The sequence below is a fragment of the Candidatus Bathyarchaeota archaeon genome, assembly GCA_026014465.1.
Taxonomy (GTDB): Archaea; Thermoproteota; Bathyarchaeia; order Bathyarchaeales; family Bathycorpusculaceae; genus JADGNF01.
In genome coordinates this window covers 125,340-141,028 of sequence record JAOZID010000010.1, presented here as the reverse complement: position 1 = coordinate 141,028, position 15,689 = coordinate 125,340, and the positions used below count along the sequence as shown (strand labels likewise).

The 15,689-nt window shown below is 48.7% G+C and carries 12 protein-coding genes; 9 read left to right on the top strand and 3 right to left on the bottom strand.

What is annotated here, in order from left to right; translation table 11 throughout:
• Window positions 1–65: 65 nt before the first annotated feature.
• Complete coding sequence (locus NWF04_02835; GenBank protein MCW4005523.1) at window positions 66–3,635, bottom strand: PAS domain S-box protein; 3,570 nt, start codon at window positions 3,633–3,635, stop codon at window positions 66–68.
• Window positions 3,636–3,803: 168 nt separating this feature from the next.
• On the opposite strand from NWF04_02835, the gene NWF04_02830 reads away from it, so the two are divergent.
• The 6 genes from NWF04_02830 (at window position 3,804) to NWF04_02805 (ending at window position 10,271) form a co-directional block, all read left to right on the top strand.
• A complete protein-coding gene (locus tag NWF04_02830; GenBank protein ID MCW4005522.1) occupies window positions 3,804–3,965 on the top strand; it encodes a 30S ribosomal protein S30e in 162 nt (53 codons plus the stop codon).
• Window positions 3,966–4,357: 392 nt separating this feature from the next.
• A complete protein-coding gene (locus NWF04_02825) occupies window positions 4,358–5,953 on the top strand; it encodes a tRNA uridine(34) 5-carboxymethylaminomethyl modification radical SAM/GNAT enzyme Elp3 (GenBank protein ID MCW4005521.1) in 1,596 nt (531 codons plus the stop codon).
• 2 nt (window positions 5,954–5,955) lie between these two features.
• Window positions 5,956–7,314, top strand: a complete 1,359-nt coding sequence (gene gatD / locus NWF04_02820) for a Glu-tRNA(Gln) amidotransferase subunit GatD (GenBank protein ID MCW4005520.1) — start codon at window positions 5,956–5,958, stop codon at window positions 7,312–7,314.
• Window positions 7,315–9,210, top strand: a complete 1,896-nt coding sequence (gene gatE / locus NWF04_02815; GenBank protein MCW4005519.1) for a Glu-tRNA(Gln) amidotransferase subunit GatE — start codon at window positions 7,315–7,317, stop codon at window positions 9,208–9,210.
• Window positions 9,211–9,297: 87 nt separating this feature from the next.
• Window positions 9,298–9,804, top strand: a complete 507-nt coding sequence (locus NWF04_02810; protein ID MCW4005518.1) for a hypothetical protein — start codon at window positions 9,298–9,300, stop codon at window positions 9,802–9,804.
• Window positions 9,801–10,271, top strand: coding sequence for a hypothetical protein (locus NWF04_02805; protein MCW4005517.1), 471 nt, complete (start codon window positions 9,801–9,803; stop codon window positions 10,269–10,271). Before NWF04_02810 ends, NWF04_02805 begins: the two co-directional genes overlap by 4 nt.
• A 20-nt stretch (window positions 10,272–10,291) precedes the next feature.
• On the opposite strand, the gene NWF04_02800 is transcribed toward NWF04_02805, so the two are convergent.
• Together NWF04_02800 and rqcH are read right to left on the bottom strand one after the other, a co-directional pair.
• Window positions 10,292–11,308 (bottom strand): transglutaminase-like domain-containing protein, encoded by a 1,017-nt coding sequence (locus NWF04_02800; protein MCW4005516.1) that lies wholly within the window; start codon window positions 11,306–11,308, stop codon window positions 10,292–10,294.
• A gap of 99 nt (window positions 11,309–11,407) precedes the next feature.
• Entirely contained in the window at window positions 11,408–13,465 is a 2,058-nt protein-coding gene (rqcH, locus tag NWF04_02795; GenBank protein MCW4005515.1) for a ribosome rescue protein RqcH, read from the bottom strand.
• Between the two features lie 155 nt (window positions 13,466–13,620).
• On the opposite strand from rqcH, the gene NWF04_02790 reads away from it, so the two are divergent.
• The 3 genes from NWF04_02790 to NWF04_02780 all read left to right on the top strand — a co-directional run bounded on the left by NWF04_02790 (window position 13,621) and on the right by NWF04_02780 (window position 15,530).
• Window positions 13,621–14,238, top strand: a complete 618-nt coding sequence (locus NWF04_02790) for a PrsW family intramembrane metalloprotease (GenBank protein ID MCW4005514.1) — start codon at window positions 13,621–13,623, stop codon at window positions 14,236–14,238.
• Between the two features lie 170 nt (window positions 14,239–14,408).
• Complete coding sequence (locus NWF04_02785; protein ID MCW4005513.1) at window positions 14,409–14,630, top strand: NifU family protein; 222 nt, start codon at window positions 14,409–14,411, stop codon at window positions 14,628–14,630.
• Between the two features lie 135 nt (window positions 14,631–14,765).
• A complete protein-coding gene (locus NWF04_02780) occupies window positions 14,766–15,530 on the top strand; it encodes a class I SAM-dependent methyltransferase (GenBank protein ID MCW4005512.1) in 765 nt (254 codons plus the stop codon).
• Window positions 15,531–15,689: the final 159 nt, after the last annotated feature.

Here is a 15,689-nt window from a genome sequence, read left to right as displayed (position 1 = left end):
TTTGGGTTTGACGCGAAAAAAGGGTTTGTTTGTTGGTCCTAATTGTTTTAGGGTAGAAAAGGAGGTTAGGTTTGGATTTGATAGTTTTCTTTTCCGCTTAGGTTTGTTTGGGGGATGGTTATTACGAATTTGGCGCCTTTCCCGGGGGTGCCTGTTTCTTGTATGGTCCAGCCGTAGACTTCGATCATTTTTTTGATTAGGTGCAGTCCGTAGCCTGTTGAACCAGCGGTGCTAAAGCCTTCTTTGAACAGGTTTTTCTTGTTTTCTTCGGTTATACCTGCGCCGTCATCTTGGTAGATCAAGAGCAGGTTGTCATCTGGGGTTTTTTCGTAGCTGATCTGGATGTTTTTGACGTGTTTGCCGTGTTTTTTGGAGTTATCGATTAGGTTGTAGAAAAGTTGTCGTAGGAAGGAGTCGGCAAGAAGGTTTAGTCCTTGGCATTTGTTTTTGACGTCTAAGTCGGGTAAAGCAGGAAACAGTGCGATTGCTTCGTCGATGGTTTGGGCGACGTTGATTACGGTAAGGTTTTCAACACCTAGTTGTTCGTACATCTTTGTGAAGTCAAAAATCCTGTTAATATCCTTGACCGCTTGCTCCATATCGGTGAGTCGCTCTATTGTGTCGGGTTGGTCTTTGTTTTTGCGTTTGATTAAATATGCGTTTCCAGCTACTGCAACCAGCTTGTTGCGAACGTCATGCCGGGTCAGACTGCCTACTACACGCAGCTTTTCGTTCATCATCTGCATTTGGTCACGGTTTGCCCGCAGCTCCTTTTCAGCGTTTTTGAGCTCTGTTATGTTTTCGCAAAAAGCCATGATCTTCCCGTCGGGCAACCTAACCGAATTCACCGTCACATACACATGCTTGCGGTCCTTTGTCCGCAACGATAGCTCAATTCTTGAATGCCCGTCCTCTTTAACGTCATTGAAGTTTTTGAGAGCAGCTGGGACATCTTCGTCAAAAAGCACCTGGGGAATAAACATGCCCACCAGTTGTCCATTGGGGTACCCAAGCAGGTTATACGCTGCCTCGTTTGCATACTCAAAACTGCCATCGACATTAGCGACGAACACCGCAACAGGCGAGTTCTCCACGTACATCCTGAACTTTTCCTTGGCGTAGGCTATTTCGGCTTCTGCTTTTTTACGTTCGGTGATGTCGCGGATTATTTCAACGGCATGCCATTTGCCATCAAACTGGAAAGACGAAAGGGAAAACTCTACGTAAAACTCTGTGCCTTCTTTGTTTTTCACTAAAACCTCCGACGGACTTACAAGTGACTGGTTAGGAGAAGACTGGAATTGTTTAAACTGTTTCTGATAGAGTTTATGCACTTTCTTTGGAGTCAAAAACAAGTGAGGAATTTTCCCCAGCATCTCTTTTTCCGTGTAGCCAAACATTTTTTCTGCTGCAGGGCTCCAGAAAGCAGCTTTTCCTTGGGCGTCTATTAGAATTATGGCATCGGCAGCAGAACTTGTTATTGCCCTCAAAAGCGCCTCTTTTTTGTTGATTGATTCCCAGTTCCAGTTGTTGTTTACTGCTATGGCGGCGTATTCTCCAAAAGCTCTTGCTATTGCGGCGTCCTTGTTGGTGAAGCCGCCAGGTTTGTTGACAAGCTCTATAACTCCCACCGCTTCGTTCTCGATAACCAAGGGAGCAAACAAAACATTGTCAATCTGCGGGCTTTTTGGAGAAGCCCTGCGTTTTTTGTTTTTGGAGAAATCGTTTTGGTAGACTGCTTGTCGGGTTTGGTAAGCTTGTTTTTGCAAGGCTTTTATGGGTGTGGATGGGTCAGGGTCAAATATAGAGCCAAGTTTTCCAGAATCGCTGAAAATCACCTTGCTATCGGAGTTGGCCTTTGAAAGCAATGCAATATGTCCGGCAGCTGCTTTGGTTAGGTTTTTGCAGGATTCGAATATGACGCGTATGGCATCTTTGTAATTTGGGTGTTTCAAGACGGCGTATGTGCCTTGTAGTAGGGCAGCGATTTCTTCTTCTTGGCATTTTTTCTCTTGCGTGGTGTTTTTGAGGGTTTCTTGGGTTTCTTTTTGCGGGGTTATGTCTTGGGCTATGTGGACGCATTGGGGGGATTCGTTGTCTTGTTTTTGAAGCGGCGTGGTGATGACATTCAGGGGTATGCCTATTTTGTCGTCAAGTACCTCTTGGGCTTGTATGGTGTTGGTTGCGAAGGTTCGTACAGCGGGGCAGGTAGCCCAAGGCTTGTTTGTGCCGTGAACAACTTCGTAGCAATGTTTACCGATAAGGTCTTCAGGTTTCTTTTTCAAAGCCGTGTAAAAGCTCTTGTTAACTTGCTTGATTACGTGGTTTTTGTCTATGACAAACAGCCAATCATTAATGCCATCCAAGATTTTTTGGCATTCTTGGGCTTTGCTTTCAAGAAGCTTCTCTTTGTGCTTGATTTCCGTCAAGTCAATAGCTACACCCCTAACGCCTGCTACTTTACCTTCGGAAAAAACAGGCACACTTTCCAGCACAACAGGAAACAGGTCACCAGCGTTTTTCTTTACCCAGAACTCACCCCGCAGCGGACCCGACAAAGCGGCATCTGCGCTCTTTGTTTTTTTCGAGTCAACAGGTGAGAATAAATCAAACAAACGCATTTCTTTTTTGAGGTATTGTTCTGTGTAACCTGTTAATTCGTAGCCTCGCTGGTTCATGTAAACTACAACGCCACGAGTATCTGCCTCATAAACCATTTCAGGCAAAGCATCTGCCAACTCACGAAAACGTTTTTGGCTCTGCTTCAACACCGTTTCAGCCTTCTTGCAGGCAGTAACATCATTATAAATCGCAACAAGATTCCCGTTTGGCAACTTGAAAACCCAGTTTTCACGCCATACACCTGAGTCGCTGCCGTCATTGTAGATAGCAGCTGGCAGATGTTCGGGTTTTCCTGTACGCCAGACCCTCTGAAAAACAGCAAACAAGCCTATGTCCTTGACGCCGGGGAAAGCTTCAGTGACTTTTCTGCCGACAATTTCGTTTTTGGCGACTTGGTCTATTTTTTCGGCGGCTTTGTTTAAATCTACGAAAGCAAAGTCTTCGCCGTTGTTTACTGCTTCATAAACTGCTACGCCGCTGGGCATATTCGAGAATAACTGGCGGAACTGTTTTTCGCTTTTCAACAGTTTCTTGTGGGCGTTAACGCGGTCGCAAACTTGCACGATACTTGAAGACAGCTCCTTGTAAACAACTTGCGGGTCGCCGTGCTTGTTAATGTAACGATATGCTCCCAGATTAAGTGCCTTAACCGCCACTTCTTCGCGTCCCTTGCCCGTGAAAATTATAACAGGCGTCTTGTTTCCCGTTTGCCTTAACTCTTTGAGAAAGTTCAGACCGTCTTTGCCAGGCATTTCATAGTCAGAAATAATCAGGTCATAAGATTTGTGTTTAAGCTTGTTGAAAGCGTCATCAACTGACTTCGCGCGGTCAACCCTAAAGTTGCCTTCCAACTCGATTATTTCTTTGGTGATATCTAGGATAGCGAGTTCATCGTCAACATGAAGAATATCTAAGCATTCGTTCTCAGCAGCGTCAGGCAAGTCTGTGGAAGCAATGTACGCACCGTAACCTGTTTCATTGCATGCATCTTTGCAGGCACTTTTTCCACTCAATATGCGCTCCTCTTAACCTTAAATTGCAGCTGCAAACATATTAGTCCTGTGAATCTACAGTTTAGATTACAAAACCAAAAACAAAACACCACATCCACGAATAGCGGCGGCTGCAGGTAAAGGTTTAAGTGTGACTTTTGGGCTTTATGTGAAGACAGGTGTATAAGAATGCCAACTCACGGTTCATTATCCAAAGCAGGCAAAGTCCGCGCGCAAACCCCCAAAATCGAGGGTACTCCAAGAACCTCTCCAAGCCCAAAAGCAAGGAGCAGGCGCAACTACGAGAAACGCGTGATTTTGCAGCGTAAAGCTGGACAAAACCCCATGTAAAAAAGCAGACCCAAATCTGCCCACCCATAATTCTTTATCTCACACAGCAACAAATTTTTTAGCAATAACCCTGCCGCGGTATAGCGGATTGGAACTTAACTACGTTTAAAGCATTAAGAGGCAACAAAAACCAAAGCCGCCAACCGATTAGCCTGCAAATTTTAATTGTATGCAGAAAAGGGGGGAGGGGGGTCGAAAACGCGTTTGCACAAGCGAAAAGAAAAGAGGCGTTTACCAAAAGGCACAAAAGAGTTGCTGCTGCCCGATGTTCACAGGACGTTAGATGCTCAGTTTGTACCCGTCGCTTAACAGGTTTGTTCTTTTAGTTGCCTGAATTTTTTGTCGTGTGGTTTATCTATTAGCGTTTGAACGGTTAAGGTGGTTTATCAACGTTGAATGTTGACTCGACGGCGCGCCAAATCATAGATACATTGATGCTTTTGCCTAACCCTACCTCCAGCGACATCAACCACCTAAAGCTAAAAGCCGCCGCCAAAAACCACCTCTCTACGATACCCTCAAACGCCGACATCATCTGCGAGCTCACCCCAGACGAGCGAGTCAAACTTTTGCCGATTCTACGCATGAAAAATACCCGTACCGTCTCAGGTGTCACTGTCGTAGCAGTCATGACCAAACCCTACCCGTGTCCACAACCCGAACCCTGCGCGTACTGCCCCGGAGGACCCAGCCGCGGAGCCCCCCAAAGCTACACAGGACACGAACCCGCCGCCATGCGCGGAGAACAAAACAGCTACGACCCCTACAGGCAAGTCCGCAGCCGCATCGAACAACTCACAGCCATAGGGCACAAAGTAGACAAAATCGAACTAATTGTAATGGGCGGAACTTTTCCCGCAACGCCGCCTGAGTACCAGACATGGTTCATACAGCGCTGCTTAGATGCTATAACGCAGCAGGAATCAGCAGGTTTAGAGGAAGCTAAAGCGAATGCGGAAAACAGCAGCACCCGCAACGTAGGTATAACCGTTGAAACCCGCCCTGACTGGGCAAAACAGCCACATATTGATGCGATGCTGGACATGGGTGTAACCCGCATAGAGTTGGGCGTGCAAAACCCTGATGATGCGCTGTATCGGCTTGTGGAGCGCGACCACACCGTAGCTGACGTAGCGCAAGCCACCCAAACCGCCAAAGACGCGGGACTCAAAATCGTTTACCATCTCATGCCGGGTATGCCGGGTTCAAACCGCGAAAAAGACATAGAAGCCTTCAAAACCGTATTCACTAACCCCGCGTTCAAGCCCGACATGATAAAGATTTATCCCTGCCTTGTCATAGACGGCACCAAAGTTAGCCAATGGCACAAAAACGGAGCCTACCAGCCCTACACGACCCAGCAAGCCGCAGACCTAATCGCCGAGGTCAAAAGGTTTATTCCGCCGTGGGTTCGAATCATGCGGGTACAACGCGACATCCCCGCCCAGTACATCACCGCGGGGGTGAAAAACGGGAATCTGCGCCAGATTGTCCAGCGACAACTCGTTGAGCATGGTGAACGTTGCCGGTGTATTCGCTGCCGCGAGGTGGGTCACCGCTTAGCCGTGGATGGCGTGCAGGCAGATTTGGAGAACGTAAAGATTTCTTCTACGACATATGAAGCTTCAGAAGGCACCGAAGTTTTCATCTCAGCAGAAGACCCCGCAAACGACGTGCTCATTGGCTATTTGCGTCTTAGGGTGCCCTCACAAAAGGCGTTTAGACCTGAGATTGTGGCGGCTCCGTCTGCGGTGGTGCGTGAGTTGCATGTGTATGGTCAGCTTGTTCCCGTGGGCAAACACTGGGCGGGGGCGTGGCAGCACCGCGGCTTTGGGGCATCACTTTTAGCTGAAGCAGAGCGTTTAGCGCGGGAAGCGTATGATTTAAAGAAGATTTTAGTTATTAGTGCGTTAGGCACAAAGCAGTATTACATGCGGTTGGGTTATAGCCGTGATGGAGTTTACGTGTCAAAGAATTTGAGGAACTAAAAGTGAGTCAAACAGAGGAAAATGTCGGTTACAAGGGCGAGGCGTTACAAGCTCTTACTAAGGCTGGCTGTGAAGTCGGCGACATAGTGCGTGTCACAAGCGAAGGCAAATCCTACGAAGGCATCTTGATTCCCCGCTCGGAAACAGGCGACACAAAACACGTAGTCGTCAAGCAGAAAAGCGGCTACAACGTAGGCATCCGCCTAGACGCAGGCGTACAGATCGAGAAAATCGGCAAAGGCACCAAACCCAGCTTCGCATCCCCGCCGCTTCCGCCCCAACGAGCTGAGCTTCCAAAAATTGTGATTATGAGCACAGGAGGCACAATTGCAAGCCGCGTTGACTACCGCACCGGCGCGGTACGCTCAGCCATATCCGCAAGCGACCTCTACGGCGTAGTTCCCGAACTATCAGACCTCGCGCATGTGGACACGCAGATTCTGTTTAGCACTTACAGCGAAAACCTCACCCCCCAACATTGGACCCAAACTGCCCAAACCGTCGCACAACACATCGAAGCAGGCGCAAAAGGCGTAATCATCGCCCACGGAACCGACACCATGGCGTACACTTCGGCGGCTCTAAGTTTTGCATTGCAGAATTTGCCTGTTCCAGTAATTGTAGTGGGTGCCCAACGCAGCTCTGACCGACCAAGCTCGGACGCCGCAACCAACCTAATCGGAGCCGTAAAAGCCGCAGCCTATGGACCCTTCGCAGAAGTGGCAGTAGCTATGCATGAAACCGTTGCGGATACAGAGATTATTTTTAACCGCGGAACCAAAGTACGCAAATGCCACACCAGCCGCAGAGACACATTCAAAGCCGTAAACGACACACCCCTTGCCATAACCACAAAAGACAATAACATAACCATGCTCAACCCCGATTACCGCAAGCGCGACTCGTCGGCGAAGCTGGTTTTGAAGCCTAATTTTAGCGAGAAAACCGCATTAGTCAAGTTTTACCCAGGTTTTGACCCGTCGGTGATTGATTGGTATGCTGAACGTGACGTGAAAGGCATTTTGCTTGAGGGTTCAGGGTTGGGTCACGTGAGTGCTCGATGTTTTGGAGCCATAAAGCATGCCGTTAAGCAGGGCGTTTTGGTTGCGTTAGCATCGCAGTGTATCTGGGGGCGTGTGAACATGAACGTTTACGACACGGGGCGTGACCTGCTCGCGTTGGGCGTGATTCCCTGTGAGGACATGTTCCCTGAAACCGCGCTGGTCAAGCTCATGTGGACTTTGGGGCAAACCCAAGACGTAGAAGAAGCCAAGAAGCTCTTCAAAACAAATATTGCAGGCGAATTCAAACCCCGCACCCTGCCTCAGGAAATGCAAATCCACGAAGAAGGAGACATCTAAATGACCATCGATTACGCGAAGGTCGGCTTGAAAGTCGGCTTGGAAATTCACCAGCAACTTGCAACCGCTGAAAAACTGTTTTGCAGTTGCCCACCCCAACTATTCAAGGAAGACCCCGAAATCGTTTTCCTGAGAAGGCTACGACCCACCCAAAGCGAACTCGGACAAATCGACCCCGCAGCGTACTTTGAGTTCCAAAAAGGCGTCCAAGTCCGCTACGAAGCAAACCGCGAAACCGCCTGCCTAGTTGAAATGGACGAGGAACCGCCGCATCCGCTAAACCGTGAAGCCTTGGAGACCGTGTTGATGGCGTCGGTGATGATGAACATGCAGCCTGTGGATGAGGTTCATGTTATGCGCAAAACAGTCATAGACGGCTCGAACACGACGGGTTTTCAGCGAACCTGCATCGTGGCGTTGGATGGCCACATAACAGTTAGCGGCAAAACCATCCCCATGCAAGCCGCAAGCTTAGAAGAGGACGCCGCACGCAAAATCAGCACCGAAGCAGACGGCAAAATCATCCGTTACCGCATCGACCGCCTAGGAATTCCACTTATTGAAGTGGCTACGGCGCCCGTGATTTATTCGCCTCAAGAAGCGCAGGAAGTGGCTTTGGCAATTGGGCGCATACTGCGTGATACGGGCAGGGTTATGCGTGGCTTAGGAACGATTCGCCAAGACTTGAATGTGTCGTTGCCTAATGGCGCGTTGATTGAGATTAAGGGGGTTCAGGCTCTGGATTTGATTTCTACCGTCGTGGATTACGAGGTCCAACGTCAACTAAACCTCATCGCCGTAAAAGACGAGTTAACAGGCAAGGGCATAACCGAGCAAGACATCACGGAGGACATCGTCGATGTCACCGCCACCTTCAAGGGTAGCACCAGCAAAGTTATCAAAAAAGCCTTAAACAAAAACGGAGCCGTCAAAGCCCTCAAACTCAAAAGCTTCGCGGGCTTTCTCAAACGCGAACTGATGCCCAGCTTCCGCGTCGGCACTGAACTGTCTGACCGCGCCAAGTTCTGGGGCAGAGTCGGCGGCATATTTCACACTGACGAAATGCCCAATTACGGCGTAACAGCCGAAGAGGTTGAGGCGCTACGACAAGCGGTTTGTGCAGAACCCGAGGATGCCGTGGTTTTTGTAGCTGACACTGCAGAGAACACAACTGATGCGTTGAAAGCTGTTGCTCAAAGAGCACGCGAACTCTTAACTGGCGTACCCGCCGAGACCCGCACCGCCAAGGATGACGGCACGACACGATACATGCGACCTCGCCCAGGCGCCGCGCGTATGTATCCTGAAACCGACATCCCGCCGACGTTGATTAGCCGCGAGTTTGTGGAGCAGGTCAAAGCGAATTTGCCTGAATCTGCCGAAGCTAAACTAAAACGGTTGATGAAGACCTACAGTTTGAACGATAAGCTGGCGGTTCAGATTGCGGACTGTGAGTACACCGCACTTTTTGAGGACATCGTCAAGCAAAACGGCATATCCGCCACCACCGTTGCAGTCTTCCTAACAGAGAGCCTAAAGGCGCTAAAACGTGACGGCACCGAGGTTGAAAACGTCACCGACAAGCAAATCTGCGAAATCTTCCAAAGCGTTGGCTCAGGGGAGCTGGCGAAAGAGGCGGTAGCGGATGTTTTTGTTTGGCTTTCCAAGAATGAGGGCAAAGCCGTATCTGATGCGGTGGAGGCTTTGGGTTTGAAGATGCTTTCGAAAACAGAGCTTGAAGCGCTTGTTGACAGTGTCCTCTCCGAAAACAAGCAAACAGTCGAGAAGCTGGGCAAAAACGCTTTTGGCATGCTAATGGGCATGGTCATGAAAAAAGCCCGCGGCAAAGCCAAGCCTGGCTACGTCACCGAACTAGTCAAACAAAAACTCAACTAACCCTTTTTTGTGGGGGTTTTTCTTTTTGACATCTTTGTATCAAAAATCCTAAAAAGGAAAACGCATTATTCTATAGCGGGGATTTAATTGCAGCAGAAAAAGATAGTAGCCGATGAGAAACCTGAAGGTTTTTCGTTACGTGTCAAGATGGGAGAGTATGAAGTGGAGCTTAGTGGGGCTCACAGGGATGTTATGAAAACCGTGAAGACTCTGCCCACTTTGATTGAGGATATTAACAAGGCGTTTGAAAACGTGAAGCCTAAGACAATTGCTGCCATCGCCGTGGACAACCCTGAATCTTCGCCAGAAGCCGCTCCCCAGAAATACCCGAAAATCGCTGCGTCAGAGAACCCCGAAGATGCTATCCTAAAAGCGTTGGAGAGTGACTGGGGAAAATGGCGACCCCGAACCGTAGAAGAGTTAAAGGATGCCATGAAATTCAACAAACGCGATTATCCAGGGCTGGTTTTGCCGTCTATTCTTGAAGCCATCGTGGAGAAGGGACTGGTGAAACGTTGGAACACTAACGACGGCTTCGTCTACATCTTGGCAGACGTAAAAGACGAAGAAGTGAAAAGGAAAATCAGAAAATGAAAAGCATTGAAGCACACATAAAAACCCCCTTTGGCGAAGTCACCATCAAAGCGGATTCGGCACAGGAAATCCTTGAGATGCTTGAGTCGGTTCCCGAAAATTTTGTGGAGAACCTTTCCGATTTTGTTTCCAGCCGCCTTATCCCGTCAGGAGCCCAATTAAAAGGCATCGTTGAGCCCACCACGGAAGGACCTGTCATCGTAACCCGTGAGAGCTTGACGCATTACGAAGCTGTGGGTCTTGTCTTGTATGCTTCAGACGACCGCAAAAACACCGCGGCGCAGATAACAAAGCTTCTGGAGAGCAGCGGCATAAAAAGCATGGTTCCCGCACGGCTAAACGAGATGACCAAACGCGGACAAGTCTTCAAACCTGACCCTTCCAGACCCGAATTCAAACTCACCATCCAAGGCGAAAAATGGATAGAAGAAACCGTCCTAACCAAGCTGCGAAGAAAAATGAACTAACTTCTCCAAAGAACAAGCGGTTAGCGGTTGTACATCCAGTCTATGTATTCTTCGGTTGTATCAAAGTACTGGTCCATGTAGTCGCTAAAAACGAGGTAGACGTGTACGTCGTTGCCTAGGGAGGGTCGCCAGATGTTCATCCAGTTGTAGATTTCTGTTGAGATGCTGTTTAATGCGATGTTTCCTAATGTGTCGTGGCTGTAGTAGTCGCGTACGGGGTCTATTATGACGACTCGTTCGCCTGAAAACGGAATCACCACGGCTACGTGTCCTGCGTTTTCACCTGTTATCCAGATGCACTCCACCAAGAATTCCTTGTCAAAGTAAGCGCGTACCATGCTGCAAAGCAAAGCGGCGGTGTCTTCACAGTCACCCATTCGCAGGGTCAGGGTTTCGTTTGGGAACTGCACCATCTGGTCAGTCTGCATCAGTCCCTCGGTTGCGGCGTCGGCGGGGTTGTTTGGCAAAACTGGGTACAAGCCGTCTTCGCGGTATTCGATGTTGGTGTTGACCCAGTCGTAGAGGGCTTTGATGTCTTTCCAGTACGAGTTGGGGTCGGATATGTTTCCTACTTTGCCGGTTATGCTGTAGGTTATGTCGACTACTGCGGGGTCGTCGGGGGTTATGTTGCTTCGAACATTAGCGTGCAGGAGCCGTGCGTCGACGAGTCCTTTGAGTTTTGCGTAGTCTTCAAGGTACTGGTAGTATTCGGTTTTAAGTTCGGCATACAGTTTTTGCAGGGCTTGGTATCGGGATAGGTACTGAGCCGCGTCGGGGTCTCCTGAACTAGACGGGTTAGGGACACTGCTGTAGGGGTTTTGCATCAAAACGCGTTCGTAATCCCACTCAAGCATGCTGTGGTTGCCCAGCAGGTCGTAGTATTTGGTTTGCAGTTCATCAAAATCCGCCTGCAACTCTTCAAGCTCCCCATTCAACCTATGCGCGTTAGAACCTGCGCCATACAGATTCAAAAACGAACCCAAAGCAAGAACCGCAACAGCCACAACAACACAAAAAAGCAAAACCGACCGTTTCATGGCAGACCCTAGCTACAAAAACAAACAAGCAGCGTTTTATACCTTGCGAATAAAACCCGCCCACAAAGCCAAAAACAAGAAAACCAGAAAAACAGAGGGTTAGCGGGTTGGCATGATGCGTCCTTTGGTGTAGGGTATGAATTCTCGTATGCTTTCTATGGTTGTTTTGCCTAGGCGTTCGCGTTGTTCTTTGGATAGTTTTAGGGTTAAGCTTTTCATCACTTGCCTTAGCAGGTCTTTGCCTGTTGTGTCGCCTGGAACAAGAACCACGTACGATTTGGTTTTTGCTTTAACCGCATCTACAGGTCCGCCGACATAAACCAGTTTGTCTTCTTCGTCGTCTTCTGCTACGCCTATTGCCATGCGCAGGGGGGTTCCGCGTAGCCAGTTTCGTTTGCCGTTGACCATAAACGAGCCATGTGCTACGTACTCGCCTGATGGCCCGCTTTTACTGAGTTGTTCGGGTTTGACCCAGTAGACATCCGCTGAACCCAAGCCTTCACGCCATGCTCTGGAAAACGCGGCTGCAAACTCGGCAGCTTCTTTTAGGGTCTGCTCAGAAGGTTCCTTGCCATCAGATTTAACCACAACAAACGGGGAACCCACGATTTCCACGTGGAAAACCGCTTCGTCGGGGTTTGCATACTTTTTGATGAGGACTTCGTTGCTGGTGGCGTCTTTTCCTGCAACCACAAGCAAATCCTCGCTGGAGGTGAACCACCGGAACTTTTCGTACCATTCCTTGCTTTTCATTTTGCGCTGGTTAAGCTCTTCTAAGACTTCTGCGGGCTTCAAGCTTTTTAGGCGCTCTGCATCCGCTAACCGAGCCTTCGCTTTTGCCAACTGCTTGCGAGACGTTTGCAAAGCCGCCAACGCCCCAGCCTGCTTCTGTTTTGCTTTCTTGCCACGTTCATAAAACTCTGCAGCGTTATCGAAAATGGATTTACGTATACTCAGGCTAAACTTCAAGCCATCCACGCAGACGTTAATGGCTAGGTTCTTGGAGTCAAAGGATTCGAAAAGTACAAACGGCGCTGTTCCCGCAGCTTTGGCGGCGTTGACCTGTTGTATGACGGACTGCCAGTCTTTGCCGTGGAGTTTGGCGTTTGAAAACAGCGTCAGCAGGGTCTGCACTTCGCTGGTATGCGCGTATATGGTGTTTCCGATTTGCATTACTTTGTTGTATTTCTCTTCTGCTTCAGCTACTAGCCGTTCTTGTTCGGCGACTACGCGGTTAACGCGTTCTAGGTCGCGTTCAAACTCGTCGGTTTCAACTTTGGCGGTTGCTTTTTCTACGGTTGTGGTTTTCAGGTAAAACTCGTCCAAAGCCGCGTTGAAGCGTTCAAAGTCTTTGACCTGCGCGTTTTCGTACCGTTTTAGCTTGAAAGGCACAACATCGTCAAAGTCGCCCTCCGCGTTGAGCACGATACATGGCTCTAGCTTGCCCTGGGTAATTGGCGACAAAACCTCTTGCAGCCCCTCAAAAACCGTGTTCACCTGCAAATCCGACAAAGCTCCACAGGACAGGTTCTTGTCAATACCCGCACGCGCCAAAATCTCCTCTGCATACGTTCCACCAACACCAACAGAGCGCGCCAAAACCTTCACCACCGCCGTGTCCCCTGCGGTTTTTAGCTCCTCTGTCAGTTCTTCTATGGTTAGGGTTAGGGGGTTTTTTCCTCGGGCGGGGGGTAGCTGGAATTGTTCGTTGCGTCGTATTGTTCGGTCGCGCATTCGTTTATACCATAAGGCGTGGAGTATGTTGTTTTGTTCGTTTATTAGTATGAGGTTGCCTTCGCCGAAGAGTTCTAAAACCAGCTTCATTGTGCCTTCTTTGGTTTTGAAATGTAGTGCGACGATGCGTTCGAACTCGTACTGTGTGATGCCTGTTAGCCAGACGTTTCTTAGGTATTTGCGCAGTGCCATGCAAAACGTTGGGGGCATAGAGGGCGGTTCTAAGGCGTAGTCGGTCTGGTGTAGTCGTCTACCAACTTCTAAAATCAGTCGGATGGGTGGGGCGTTGGTTTTGTGTAGTTTGAATACGAAGGTTTTGGGGTCAAGCTGGTAAATGTTGTTGACTCGCGTGTCAGAAATCGTGTTTTGCAGTTCCAAAACCGCAGACGCAACATCAAAACTTGTGAATTCTTTCTTTGGCACAGCAGTCACATTCTTGGAGTCATATAATTTTGCAGGGAACGTAAATAACCCTTTGGACGCACAAACCCAAAAGAGGGGGTTAGAAAATAATTAAATATGTCAGGGCAACTGTTTACGTACGGTTTTGAAGGCAGCTTTTAGGCAGGTTGAGTTGGATGGCTACGGATGAAGCGATAATTCCGGTTCATAAACCCGATGTTAATGAGCAGCTGTTCTTTTTGTTGTCGGGAGCGATTCTTAGTGTTCCGTTGACTTTGTTTGTCAGCCAATACGCTTCAGGGCTGCTTGTAGGCTTCTCCGAATTCTCAGCGTTCTTCATATCCGCAGCAGTGTTTGCCCCGCTTATCGAAGAATTCGCCAAAGTGTACCCGCTGTTTTACAGGCACGGCGAAACCCAACGCTCCATTGTTACCCTCGCCATATTCGTTGGGCTAGGCTTTAGCATAATCGAATTCATCACGTACATAACGCTTGGCGCAAGACCCATAGACCGCATACCCGGGCTTTTGTTCCACCCCGCAAGCACAGCCATAGCCGCATACGGCATAGCCACCAAAAAACCCCTACCCTACTACGTCCTAGCCGTTTCTCTGCACGCCGCCAACAACGCCTTCGCAATCCTAAACCCGTTTGCACAAGTAGCCCCAACATCAGCCATCATAGTCGCCATAACAGTCTACATCGCATGGAAGCTCTACAGCAAAACAAAAAACAAATTCATAGACCCACCCCACTTCAAATGCCCCACAACAACCAGCCACGCCAAGCACTGACGGCAGCTTGTACGAGGTTAACATTTCTAGACGGTAGTTGAGAAAATAAACAGGGATTGTTGGGTTAAAACGGCGGGAGTCATAGTAATGCTTTTAAGATGTTTCTTGCTGTTAGAAAAGGTGCTTTTGGAAAGCAAAGTTTGATGATGTGATATTTGATGAGTGAAGTTATGAAGCAAAGAGTTCAAGAAGCTTTGGATGAAATTAGACCTCAGATTCAGGCAGACGGCGGAGACATTCAGCTTGTCGATGTTGAAGGCGGCGTCGTGAAGGTCAGGCTTCAAGGTCACTGTGTCGGCTGCCCCATGTCAGCCATGACGCTAAAACAAGGCGTTGAAGCACACCTGAAAAGGCGAATCCCCGAAGTAGAAAGTGTCGAATCCGTACAGTAAAAGCACACCACAAACCGACACACCCTTTTTACTTTTTCAAAACACCCTCTGGTAGTGCATTTTAGGTTTTGCGGTTTTGCCAAACAGGGCACCACCGTTTTATACTTGCAGATAATATGAAAAAGCAGAGCCACCATGAATAAAACCAGCAATACGGTACCTGATTATGGTAACTGGTTAGCCGTGCGCATGCTTGTTGTTGTAGGCTGCGTGGGCGTTGTGTTTCTTGTTGCATCGTTGTTTTATCTGCCATTAATTGCGGGTGCAGCTGTGGTTTTTGCGGGTTTGGCATATTTTGTTTATGCGCGGTACATGTTTGCGCCGTCAGGAGGGAACTTGCAGGCTAAAATCCGCGAGTTAGTCATTACACAGTTGGGCTGGAACGGCAAGGGCAAGGCATTGGATATAGGCTGCGGCAATGGTCCTCTTGCAATTATGTTGGCTAAAAAGCTTTCAGAGGCTCAAGTTACAGGCATTGATTACTGGGGTGGCAGATGGGAGTACTCAAAGAGTGCCTGTGAAAACAACGCCAAAATCGAGGGCGTAGCAGACCGCGTCAAGTTTGAACGGGCGAGCGCCGAGAAGTTGCCGTTTGAGGATGGCTGTTTTGATGCGGTAGTTAGTAACTTGGTGTTTCATGAAGTAAGCAGTGCACAAAACAAGCAGGACTTAATCAAAGAAGCGCTTCGTGTACTAAAAAAGGGCGGCAAATTCTCGTTCCAAGACATGTTCATAGAAAAAAGAATGTATGGCGACATGGACGAACTGCTCAGCACCATCAGAAGCTGGGGCGTAGAAAACGTCAAGTACGTAGATACCAACCAGCAAGAATTCATACCCGCATCACTAAAGCCACGCTTCATATTTGGGTCAATTGGCATCTTGCACGGAACCAAATAAAACCAAAACAGCCGTCATTGTGAAAACTCGGTGATGCAAGAGTCTTGTTTGCGGTTTCACGCTAAATTAACGGTTAACTATGTGGTCTGTTGGGGTTAAACGCGTTAAATGCGCGTTTAGCTGCAGTGTTGCTGTAAACACGAAACACAACCGCGCCAC

Coding starts and splice junctions, on each gene's coding strand:
- gatE (MCW4005519.1), top strand. CDS start 7,315: ATGACCATCGATTACGCGAAGGTCGGCTTGAAAGTCGGCTTGGAAATT.
- NWF04_02805 (MCW4005517.1), top strand. CDS start 9,801: ATGAAAAGCATTGAAGCACACATAAAAACCCCCTTTGGCGAAGTCACC.
- NWF04_02785 (MCW4005513.1), top strand. CDS start 14,409: ATGAAGCAAAGAGTTCAAGAAGCTTTGGATGAAATTAGACCTCAGATT.
- NWF04_02790 (MCW4005514.1), top strand. CDS start 13,621: ATGGCTACGGATGAAGCGATAATTCCGGTTCATAAACCCGATGTTAAT.
- NWF04_02780 (MCW4005512.1), top strand. CDS start 14,766: ATGAATAAAACCAGCAATACGGTACCTGATTATGGTAACTGGTTAGCC.
- NWF04_02800 (MCW4005516.1), bottom strand. CDS start 11,308: ATGAAACGGTCGGTTTTGCTTTTTTGTGTTGTTGTGGCTGTTGCGGTT.
- NWF04_02830 (MCW4005522.1), top strand. CDS start 3,804: ATGCCAACTCACGGTTCATTATCCAAAGCAGGCAAAGTCCGCGCGCAA.